The following is an 11,271-nucleotide window of genomic DNA, read 5'->3' on the forward strand; positions in this document are numbered from 1 at the left end:
TTCACCTATCTCCACTTAATTATTTTGGTACATTCAACAAGAAACCATATCTTCCTTTGTTCTTATTCTTCGTAAACTTAATGAAATTAATATCGTCTAGCTTGAAATTATCAATCGATGGCATTGCATCGGAATTTTCAATAAGAATCACTTGCCCTTCATTTTGGGAATTATTCAAGTACTGGATTAACCCGTTTTTTAATCCGTCTGGGGTATTATTCTCTTCACCTTGATCTAGGCCTAAAAATGGTGTGTCTATAATAACTGTTCCAGTTTTATAGACTGATTTTAGTGCCATATACCTTCTAAATGACAAGTTAACTACCGTGTTCAAAAACGACCTATAGCCTTTCCCATTCACTTCTGATTTTTCGTTACCATTTATTTCAATTTCAAAAGTATCAAGATTAAAAATTACAGAATTCAAGTTTCCATAATTACATCTTGTTAATATATCTTGTGCGTAACTACTAATATCATTCGCAAAGTTATCTGGAAAATGTTCTTTAGGATGATATTGCTGAACTTTTTTACTAGCTTTCTCAATCTCAATGATTCTATTAGTCCAGTCACTACTCATTTGTAGATAAACATCTAGCTGACTTTTTAAGCTAATATACTCCTGATAATCCTTTTTCAAATTTGTTAAATTTTCTAACTTCGGTTTTAGCTCTTGCTTCAAAACATCATTTAAGCTGTCTCTTTTTTCTTTTAGATGTTCTAATTGCCTCAACAGCCTTTTTCTTTTATTCGTAACATTATCAGTAGATTTTTTAAGTCCATCCAGTTGTTCTAATATTCTTCCCAACTCTGCATTAGCCGCATCTATGTGCGAATGACCTTCTATTGAAGTAATTTCATGGTGGCAAAAAGGACATTCTTTGTTTTCAGGAATACTATTAACCGCCTTTTCACCATCTACAATGAAACTAAGTCGCTTTATGTCCGCTATATACTGAGTTTTTAAATCATCATATCTAGAAATATAGACAGTAGCATCTATTACTTTTTGATTAATTTCTGTAATATTACTCTGAACTTCCTTAATCTCACTTATTTGATTAGATACTGCTTTCTCTACCCCATTAATTTCTTCCAATAAATTATTAAATTTATCTTCGATATTATTTATGGGAGAAGCAATCAGGGTTTCTGATAACTCTTTTGTCTTTTCTCCGATTTCTTGTAATTGTACTTTTAACTGTGATTTGACAGCGTCATTCTTAGCCTTACTAATTTTAGGATCCTTGACGCCCTCGGGTATATCAATTTCTTTTCCCGTTATCATAAACAATAGCGAAGATAGAAAAGCTGTTTTCTGAATTACTTGCCCAGGTAACATAATTGGGTTACTCTGAGTGATACTCTCCTCGTCAAGATACCAAAGACTAGATACACCATTCCAAGTAAGGCTTTGTGTAGCGTATTTTGCATTTTTCGGAACCTGATGACGCTCACTAATTCCAATTAACTTTAGGATAGTATCATTTAGGTTTTCCTTTTTGCCACCGATACTTACTAAGCCATTTTTTATTCCTGGTATATTACTCTTAATATTTACCTTTTTATCGTCGATATCTCTCGTAAATAATGCATATCCATCATCGTTAACAAATTCAACTGAAACCTCTTTATACCCATATGTTTCAGCAAATGGAAAATACTTCTCACCATCATTTTTCCAGTGTTTGTTTAAAACATATAATATACAGCGAACTATACCTGTTTTCCCAGTATTTGAAGGTCCAGATATTATATTCAATCCTTTTTTTAGTAACACTGTAGAAGTTTCAACATTTGGCCCAGAAGCTGTAATTGACTTTACAAATAAGCCGTTAAACAATACTACCACCCCATAATTTGTTATCTACTATCTCCATAAACTCTTTATTGCTTACGGCTACTATATTTTTCGCCTTTTTAGCATTTTCAAAATATTCCAAAGCATACATACTCTTAGAAATTTCTGAATATACCCTTGTTCCATTAGTAGATAATTTATAACTAAATCCATCTTGATTCTCAACGATTTCAACTAAACCTTTAAGGACCGCTTGTCGGATTGCATCGTTCATCAATTCTCGCCTTAATGAAAATTCCTGAAGACCAAATTCATTATCACCATGAAGATTATTTTCTGATATCCCAAAATATTTTCCATAGGTGCTAACAAAGTCAATCATAGAAATATGATCAACATTTAAGGGACTTTTTATTGTCAAAATAATTAAAGCCCTCAGAAGCAGTTCCATCGGGCCGTTAAATAACTTACCATTCATCAATATCTACCCACGTCTGTATCTTCCCATCGTTAACTAAAACATGACACAGGCCTTTCTTCTCAGCATTGCCAATTAAATTACTAATTTTCATTAAATCGGAAACATCCAATGTTGTACTAGTAATTTTTTTCAAAACTCCCATAAGTCTTTTGAAACCATTATCGTAGTCATCATAATAGGTCTCTTTTATGCCTTCATACGCCTCTCTTTTTAAAATTTCATATTGCTCATCCGTATCAGCATAAACGTCACGTATGCCACGTATCCTACTTTGAACACTATTGAAGTAGTTGCGTTCATCTTCAAAATCCATTTTTACACGTTTACTTGAGCAAGATTTAACATTTTGAACAGTAATGGTTTGTCCCAATTTATCACTATAGGCCTCACATAAGGCATTTAAGTACGGTAACTCTTCTTCACCTACCTTCTCAGGTACAATCAAATTTTCCGAAAGTGGTATCTCAAGATTATCGATATGCAGTTTGTGGTCAGAAGGATCATAGGATAGCGTACTTTGCGGAATATTTTTTATCGACTTTAAATTCTTAGCAGGTTTCCCGGTATTATCCACTGTTAATACATACAGAAAACACTCAGCTAAAAATTCTGATAGCTCTGAACTTCTTGATTTATCAAGAAGTTTTTTTGTATCCTCAGGAATTTCAGCATCATGCTTGATTGTTCCGATTAGAGCATTAGATAGTTCATCCAGCTTATTACCCATTAATAACGGGATTACCGAGTCTTCAAAATATGAATTAATTCTAGATTGAACTCTAGGATCACCCGAATGACTAATAATGCTTTTATGCGGATTTACTTTTCTGTTCATTAATTCACTAGCCCTACCAGACGAGACTTTAATTGATTCTCCTTTATACGGTCCTTTTTCGTTCTTCAAATCTAATGGCACAACTATTGAATCATATAATGCTCCGATTAATCCGAGGGCATTTTTATGTATCATATATTTTTTCAAAATCATTGCATATTCAGCAAAATCAAATCTTACCAATGCCCTCAAAACCTCCGACTTTTTTTGGAGTTTTAACGTAACTTTCTGGAGTATTTAAATTTCACTTTCACATATCATAAAGTCATAGGAAATAAAGAACTTCAGAGCTTACACCGTATTCTTAATTTTATCATTTTTGTGTTGTTTCACAAAATCAATTCTGAAACTTTTTGTTTCCTAATTGATGGTCGCTGTCAAAGCTAGACAGCTCGTCCAGGTCATCGCCAATTTAATAACTTTTGCAACTTAACTACCACTGGAAGGTATGCCAGCTGCAGCCCGTAACGAAGTATTTCGTTAAGGCTTGTTTAGCGTACTTTTCCAGTATTTTTTTGCCTTTAAAACCTTCGTTTCGGGTTAGTCAGATCCAAACGGAGGTTTTTATGTTAAATAATTCATTCAATAACCCAGATGTCAAAATCATTTCTAAGCACGAAGATGGTTCGGTAGAGCTTTGCCTCAAAAATATGGGCAAACAAATCGTAACCTTGACGGCAGACCAAGCTGTGGTTGTCCTTGACCTTAAACATGATCAATATAACGCCGACCACCGAAATACCCGGCACAAGGTATCCCTGGATGCTTATGACCCTGACAACAAACTGATTTCAGCTGGTGGGGACCCACTTCAACAACTAACGGCTGCAGTACAAACTCCAGAAACCATCTACTTAGATAAGTTTGATGAACAAGAACGTTTATTAAAGCAAAAGGTAGATCACCAAAAATTAATGGCCATCTACCCCAAATTAACTAAGCCTCAACAGCTCGTTTACGATGCCCTCGCTAATAATGAAGAACGGCTTAAGGATAAGAAATTGGCGGCCCAACTCAATATGTCAGTTCAAAACTTTAGCAACCATAAACAAGCTCTCTTCAAAAAAATCAAAAAATTTTGGTCAAAACTCGTTTAATTTTTAGACTCTAGTGGCCTATCAGTGGAAGGTACGAAACCTTACCACTGATTTTATTTTGAAAGGAATGATTTAAATGGAACACCAAGTTTCCATCTCCGTTTCCAAATGCCCGCAAGCTGGGACTGTCAGTTTAAAACGCGTGACTATTCGGGAACGCCTGCTGCGTTGGCTGTTAGGCACACCAGATCATTTGTTGGTTATTGCTCCTGACGACAGCGTAAAGCGACTACAAATTCAACCTTTAAAGGAGGAACACGACCATGAGTCTAACTAAATTACTAGTCAATCTCAAAGATGAACTAGAAAACTTGAACAACACTATTGAAGAGCTAGTTATCGCCTTAGAACAAGGACAATCTGTTAAAAATGAAGAACCTGACTTCGAACTACCCGCAAAGCCAGAAATCAAGCTTGAAGATGTTCGTAAGGAATTAGCCAAAAAGGCTAGTGAAGGTCACTCAAATGAAATCCGCAAATTACTCAAGACTTATGGTGCTGAAAAGCTATCTGATGTTGACCCTAAGGATTACGAAGACCTCTTTTTAGAAGCACAGGGGGTCGGTCAATAATGGCATCCCCTAAAATTCACGCGACTCTTTCTGCCTCTAGCGCCCACCGGTGGTTAAGTGCTCCACCGCTACCGCAATTAGAAAAATACTTTCCCAAAGACGCTAGTCCTATGGCAGCCGAAGGAACCGCAGCCCATGCCTTAGGTGAATACAAACTCCGTGAGGCCCTGGGACACAAGGTTAAACGACCGGCGTCAGATTTTGATAATGACGACATGGAAGCTTATACTGACGACTACTGTTCTTATGTAATGGAGGAATTCCAAAAGGCCAAGCTTAACCATCCCGGAACAACCGTCCTAGTTGAACAACGACTAGATTTCTCAAAATATGTTCCTGATGGTTTTGGGACCGGCGACTGTATCATCATCGCTGATGGACTAATGCACATCATCGACTTTAAGTATGGTAAAGGTGTCCGAGTGGCAGCGGAAAACAATCCGCAAATGAAGCTTTACGCGCTGGGAGCATTAAACAACTATTCCATGCTTTACAACCGCCCCGACACAATTAAGATGACCATCTTTCAGCCTCGGATTGGTAACGTATCGACCTGGTCACTTGAAACGGATACCTTACTTCACTGGGCCAAGACCGAACTTAAAGAAAAAGCAGAACTGGCCATTAATGGTCAAGGTGTCGTCAAGTATGGTCCTTGGCTGCAGTTCTCAAATTGCAATGCGGTCTTACGGGTTCGCTATGATCAATACAAAAAGCTTCAAGACCTGCAACTCAAATCTCCCCATTTGATGAGCAACGACGAAATTGAAGAAGTTCTCGCTAACGTTGATGAACTAATCAAATGGGCCAACCAAGTTAAAGCCTATGCCCAAGATCTAACCATCAATCATGGTAAACAATGGGCTGGTTTTAAAGTCGTCGAAGGTCGTTCGATTAGAAAGTACAAAGATGAGGCTAAGGTGGCTCAAATCGCAAGAGACAATGGATTCACTGATATTTACCAGCAGTCCCTACTCCCTATTACTAAACTTGAAAAGGTTATGGGAAAGAAGAAATTTGATGAACTACTGGGACCCTACATTTACAAACCGGCTGGCAAACTAACCCTTGTCCCTAATTCCGACAAGCGACCAGCGGTTGACACAACTAATGCACAAGATGAATTTACGGAGGTATAGCATTATGGCAAATACTAATTTTAACGGAACTAAAGTTGTTACTGGTTTAAACACCCGGCTTTCTTATGTCCACCTACTGGAACCGGCTGCTCCGCTTGGTGGCGGAAAGGAAAAATACTCAGCAAGTATTATTATCCCCAAGTCCGACACCAAGACTCTCGCTCAAATTGAAGCAGCCATCCAAAACGCTGTAAAGAACAACTTAGAAAAGTTTGGTGGCAAGATGCCAAACATGAAAGCTATCAAAACGCCTTTACGCGATGGTGATGTTGAACGTGATGATGCTGCCTACCAAGACAGCTACTTCTTAAATGCTAACTCCATTTCCAAGCCACAAATTGTCGACCGCCACCTGCAACCAATTCTTGATCCTGAAGAAATTTACAGTGGCATGTACGCTCGAGTATCTTTGAACTTCTACGCCTTCAACGTCAACGGCAACCGGGGCGTAGCTTGTGGTCTGGGCAATGTTCAAAAGGTTCGCGATGGTGAACGTTTTGGGGGTAAGTCTTCAGCTAGTGACGACTTTACCTCTTTAGACGACGATAATGATTTTTTAGCCTAAGACTTTAAATGGGTGGGGTTCTTTAACCCTGCCCGTTTTTTGAAAGGAGCACTTATGCAATTAATCTCCATTGATACTGAAACCTACTCATCGGTCAACCTAGCCAAAGCTGGCGTTTATCGGTACGCCACTAGTGATGACTTTCAGCTTCTCCTGTTTTCCTACGCCATCGATGAAGGTCCGGTTAAGGTGGTCGACCTTACCCAGGGTGAAACTATCCCCCAAGAAATTATCGCTGCCTTGTCCAAGCCCGAAATCATCAAGTCAGCCTTTAATGCCCAGTTTGAACGGGTTTGCTTGTCCTCCTTTCTTGGGAAACGACTAAAGCCAAAAGGTTGGCACTGTTCTATGGTCTGGGCTGCTACTTTGGGGCTGCCCCTTTCGCTAAAAGGCGTCGGAGCTGTCCTAGGCTTGGAAAAGCAAAAACTTGAAGCTGGTAAAGATCTCGTCCGCTACTTCTGCACTCCCTGTAAACCAACGCAAGCTAACCATCAACGAACGCGAAATTTGCCCTATCACGATCCGGCTAAGTGGCAACAATTCAAGCAATATAACCAACGCGACGTTGAGGTTGAAGTTGAGATTAATCAAAAACTCGCCCGCTTTCCGGTCCAAGAATCAGAATGGCATAATTATTGGCTCGACCAAGAAATCAATGACTGCGGAATTATGTTAGACCAGGTACTTGTCAAAAATGCAATTGCTTGCGACCAAAGTTTCCGCCAACAATACCTAGATGAAGCTCAGAAACTAACTGGCCTTGATAATCCTAATTCACCGACCCAACTAAAGGCTTGGCTACACGAACAAGGATTAGACATTCCCTCACTGTCTAAAGCTGATGTTGATTCCGCTCTTCAATCGGCAACTGGTGACGTCCGTAAAGTCCTGTTACTACGCCAGCAACTTTCCAAGTCCAGTGTCAAGAAATACACGGCCATGCAAACGGCGCTTTGTTCCGATGGCCGAGTCCATGGACTACTACAATTCTATGGCGCCAACCGCACCGGACGTTGGGCAGGTCGCTTGGTCCAAGTTCAAAATCTTCCCCGTAATTCTATGTCCGACCTCAAAGAAGCTCGCGATCTCGTCCGTTCTAATAATCAGGCATCGCTAAATCTACTTTACGATTCAGTTCCAGACGTCTTATCCCAACTGATCCGCACTGCCTTTATTCCTAAACCGGGCTGTCAATTTTATGTTGCTGACTTTTCAGCTGTTGAAGCCCGGGTAATTGCTTGGCTGGCTAAAGAACAATGGCGCCAAGAGGTCTTTACCAAGAATGGTGATATTTATTGTGAATCGGCTACCAAAATGTTCCATGTTCCGGTGGTTAAACATGGGATAAATGGTCATCTTCGTCAAAAAGGTAAAATCGCTGAACTTGCCCTAGGTTATGGGGGTTCGGTAGGAGCCTTAAAAGCAATGGGCGCTCTGAAAATGGGTATTAAAGAAGATGATCTCCAACCCCTAGTTAATATGTGGCGTCAGGCTAGCCCAAACATTGTCCAGTTTTGGCGGGACGTTGATAAAGCCGCGACGACTTGTATCAAACAAAGATTGGATACTGAGACCCATGGCATTAAGTTTAAATGCCAGTCGGGATGCCTCTTTATCTTCCTGCCATCCGGTCGCCGGATTTGCTATGTCAAACCCAAAATTGGAACTAATCGTTTTGGGAATGAATCAATTACCTATGAAGGAATCGGCGCCACTAAAAAATGGGAGCGCCTAGAAACTTACGGCGCTAAGCTTGTAGAAAATATCGTTCAAGCCACCAGTCGTGACCTGCTAGCCAATGCCATGCAAAATCTAACTCAAGCCGGCTATCAGATTGTTATGCACATCCATGATGAAGTCGTAATTGAAGCCCCTAAAGGTACCTCACTTTCAAAGATTGAAAAGCTAATGGCCACGGTTCCGACCTGGGCTAATGACCTAAAACTAAATGCCGCTGGTTTTGTCACCGACTTTTACAAAAAAGATTAGGAATTTTTTTCAAAAGTACTTTATTTTTCCCTCCTGACTGTCCTAACAGTGAGGAGGTTTTTTACGTTCTCGCAATTAAAAATGAAAGGATCTGATTTTGATGAAAACAGAACTATCGCTTGAAATCCCGCATGACTTATTAGCACCCGCTAAGGAAGTCATTGCAAATCTGCAAAAAGACCAAGCTAATCCCAATTATCGTCCGATGATTTACATCTGTGCTCCTTATACTGCCGTTGTCATGAACAATCGCAAGGTCATCCGACAAGTTGAAAACTACTGTCGCTTTGTTTATGAATGTGGTGGCATCCCCATTTGCCCGCAACTTTACCTGCCCCGTTTCCTCAACTTACGCAATTATAACGAGCTAAACGCCGCCGTTTTTATGGATATTGTCTGGATGCGCAAGTGCTCTGAAATCTGGGCCTTTGGTAAGTTAACTGGCGATATGAAATGGGAAATCAAAAAAGCCCAAAAGAAAGATCAACCCGTCCGCTACTTTACTGAATCTTTGGAGGTTATTAAATGAAGTTCACTCTATTTACCGCTAACACTGCTGGTAACCAAGCCAACACCCTCTACCCAAATCAAGTCGTAATTTCATCAAGGCAGGATCTACTAACTGCCATTAAAACCGATAATACCTGTGCTGAATTTAAAAATCATAAGCGTAACATTGCTAACTTTATCAAAGCTGACTGTCTCGTCATGGATTGTGACAACGACCACTCCGATGACACTACTGCTTGGATAAAGCCCGAAGATATTCAAAAGTACTTTGATGGTGTTGCTCATGCAATTACCTTTAGTCGTAATCATATGAAAGCCAAGCATGGTAAAGAACCCCGACCAAAATTTCATGTTTACTTTCCGATTAAGGAAATGACTAATGCTCAAACTTATGCTGAACTTAAACACGAAATTCAAAACTTCTTCCCTTACTTTGACGGGAATGCTTTAGACGCTGCCCGTTTTGTTTTTGGCGTAACGAACCAAGAAATTGTCTGGGTTGAAGAAAATGAAACTGTCGACCAATTTATCATGAGCCAGCGCTTCTTTAGCCAAGCTAACCACGCTACTACAATCAGCCAAGGTAACCGAAACTCAACCCTTTCCCATTTCGCCGGACGGGTCATTATGCGACTTGGAAATACTGATGAAGCTTACCAGGCTTTTATGGATAAAGTCGCTAAATGTGATCCGCCTTTAGCTGACCAGGAACTTAGCACCATTTGGCAAAGCGCCATTAAGTTTGGGACACGCATAGCCAAGCAACCCGGCTATATCCCACCATCCCAATACGGACAACAAGATGAAAAACTCAACCCAGCTGATTACTCCGATACTGGTCAAACCTATGCTTTTGCTAATTACTGCCAGGATCGGGTAACTTACACCAACCAAACTGGTTTCATGTGGTTTGATGGTAAAGTTTGGCAAGAATCGGAAGCCCTAGCCCTAGGCGAAGTCCAACGCTTCACCGATAAACAACTGGCCTATGCGGATAGTTTGGTTGCCACTGCAGCTACCCAAATCAAAAAGAATGGTGTCGCCCAAATGTTAAAGGTCATGAGTAAAGCCAAAGCTTACCAAGCCTTTAGCGAGGAACAGATCAAAAGCTACGAAGAATACGAAGCAGCTAAGCAATTTCGTGACTTTGTGATTAAGGAACGCAGCGTGCGCGGTATCGCCGGCTGTTTGAGTAACTCGCGCCCTAAACTTGTCCGTGAGATTAATGACTTTGACGCCGATCCTTTCCTACTCAATACCCCGGCTGGACCCTACAACTTGAAAAAAGGTCTCACCGGTAAACAAGACATCAAATCCTCAGAACTGATTACTAAGATGACCGACTTCTCCCCAAGTAACAAAGGAGCCGACCTTTGGCAAGAGGCCTTGCAAACATTCTTTTGTAATGACCAAGCATTGATTGATTATGTCCAAGAAATAGTTGGTCTAGTGGCAATCGGACAAGTTTTCTTAGAAGCCCTGATTATCGCTTATGGAGATGGGCGTAACGGGAAGTCCACCTTCTGGAATACTATCGCTAACGTTATGGGTTCTTATACCGGCCACCTGTCCGCAGATGCCTTGACCGTTGGCGTTCGCCGTAATATCAAACCCGAAATGGCTGAAGTTAAGGGTAAGCGACTCATCATTTCAGCCGAACTAGAAGAAGGTAAACGGCTCAACACCTCAACCATTAAACAGCTCTGCTCAACCGATGAAATCTACGCAGAAAAGAAATATATGAAACCTTTCTCCTTTGTCCCCAGCCACACTCTGGTCCTTTACACCAATTACCTACCTAAGGTTGGGGGCAACGACGATGGTATCTGGCGCCGGCTGATTGTCATCCCCTTTAAGGCCAAAATTGCTGGTAAAAGTGATATCAAAAACTACACCGACTACTTAACCAAAAATGCCGGGGAAGCAGTCATGCAATGGATCATCGAAGGCGCCCAAAAGATTATTGCCGCCAACTTCCAACCTACCGTACCTCCAGTCGTCAAAGATGCCATTAAAGCTTACCACGCAGAAAATGACTGGCTCGGAAACTTTCTTGAAGAATGTTGCGAAATTGACCCAAACTATTCTGAAAAATCGGGTGAGTTTTACAACGAATACCGCCTTTATTGCCAACGTCAAGGTGAATACATCCGAAACAGTGCCGACTTTTATACTGCCTTAAAGTTTGCTGGCTTTGGGCGGAAGCGGTCTACCAACGGACGATTCATCACTGGCGTCCGTTTGAAAAACACTGATTTTGATTTTCTAGCCTAAGGAGGCGT

11 protein-coding genes are annotated in these 11,271 nt (G+C 40.6%); 8 read left to right on the plus strand and 3 right to left on the minus strand.

Translation table 11 applies throughout. From position 1 onward, the window contains the following. Nucleotides 1-19: 19 nt before the first annotated feature. From GSR62_RS06530 to GSR62_RS06540, 3 genes are read right to left on the minus strand one after another with little or no spacing between them, the layout of a single operon-like run. Nucleotides 20-1,843 (minus strand): AAA family ATPase, encoded by a 1,824-nt coding sequence (locus tag GSR62_RS06530; protein ID WP_066024051.1) that lies wholly within the window; start codon nt 1,841-1,843, stop codon nt 20-22. Then, nucleotides 1,836-2,279, minus strand: coding sequence for an ABC-three component system middle component 2 (locus GSR62_RS06535; protein ID WP_066024052.1), 444 nt, complete (start codon nt 2,277-2,279; stop codon nt 1,836-1,838). The genes GSR62_RS06530 and GSR62_RS06535 overlap by 8 nt, the downstream gene beginning before the upstream one ends. Then, nucleotides 2,269-3,300, minus strand: coding sequence for an ABC-three component system protein (locus GSR62_RS06540; protein ID WP_066024053.1), 1,032 nt, complete (start codon nt 3,298-3,300; stop codon nt 2,269-2,271). The genes GSR62_RS06535 and GSR62_RS06540 overlap by 11 nt, the downstream gene beginning before the upstream one ends. A gap of 383 nt (nt 3,301-3,683) precedes the next feature. Here GSR62_RS06540 and GSR62_RS06545 point away from each other — a divergent pair, with 383 nt between their 5' ends. The 8 genes from GSR62_RS06545 (at nt 3,684) to GSR62_RS06580 (ending at nt 11,263) form a co-directional block, all read left to right on the plus strand. Further along, nucleotides 3,684-4,214: a hypothetical protein gene (locus tag GSR62_RS06545; protein ID WP_066024054.1), complete on the plus strand. Its 531-nt coding sequence runs from the start codon at nt 3,684-3,686 to the stop codon at nt 4,212-4,214. A 76-nt stretch (nt 4,215-4,290) separates the two neighbouring features. Next, nucleotides 4,291-4,491 carry a hypothetical protein gene (locus GSR62_RS06550; RefSeq protein ID WP_066024055.1) on the plus strand — a complete coding sequence of 67 codons (201 nt, stop codon included), beginning with the start codon at nt 4,291-4,293 and terminating at the stop codon, nt 4,489-4,491. Next, a complete protein-coding gene (locus GSR62_RS06555; RefSeq protein WP_066024056.1) occupies nt 4,478-4,786 on the plus strand; it encodes a hypothetical protein in 309 nt (102 codons plus the stop codon). Before GSR62_RS06550 ends, GSR62_RS06555 begins: the two co-directional genes overlap by 14 nt. Next, entirely contained in the window at nt 4,786-5,925 is a 1,140-nt protein-coding gene (locus GSR62_RS06560) for a DUF2800 domain-containing protein (RefSeq protein ID WP_066024057.1), read from the plus strand. Before GSR62_RS06555 ends, GSR62_RS06560 begins: the two co-directional genes overlap by 1 nt. Continuing rightward, a complete protein-coding gene (locus tag GSR62_RS06565) occupies nt 5,906-6,490 on the plus strand; it encodes a DUF2815 family protein (RefSeq protein WP_066024116.1) in 585 nt (194 codons plus the stop codon). The genes GSR62_RS06560 and GSR62_RS06565 overlap by 20 nt, the downstream gene beginning before the upstream one ends. Nucleotides 6,491-6,544: 54 nt before the next feature. Then, nucleotides 6,545-8,479 carry a DNA polymerase gene (locus GSR62_RS06570; protein WP_066024058.1) on the plus strand — a complete coding sequence of 645 codons (1,935 nt, stop codon included), beginning with the start codon at nt 6,545-6,547 and terminating at the stop codon, nt 8,477-8,479. 100 nt (nt 8,480-8,579) lie between these two features. Continuing rightward, on the plus strand, nt 8,580-9,008 hold the full coding sequence (locus tag GSR62_RS06575; RefSeq protein ID WP_066024059.1) for a DUF7768 domain-containing protein: 429 nt from the start codon (nt 8,580-8,582) through the stop codon (nt 9,006-9,008). Next, complete coding sequence (locus GSR62_RS06580; protein ID WP_066024060.1) at nt 9,005-11,263, plus strand: phage/plasmid primase, P4 family; 2,259 nt, start codon at nt 9,005-9,007, stop codon at nt 11,261-11,263. Before GSR62_RS06575 ends, GSR62_RS06580 begins: the two co-directional genes overlap by 4 nt. Nucleotides 11,264-11,271: the final 8 nt, after the last annotated feature.

This window comes from Ligilactobacillus animalis, assembly GCF_009933595.1.
Taxonomy (GTDB): domain Bacteria; phylum Bacillota; class Bacilli; order Lactobacillales; family Lactobacillaceae; genus Ligilactobacillus; species Ligilactobacillus animalis.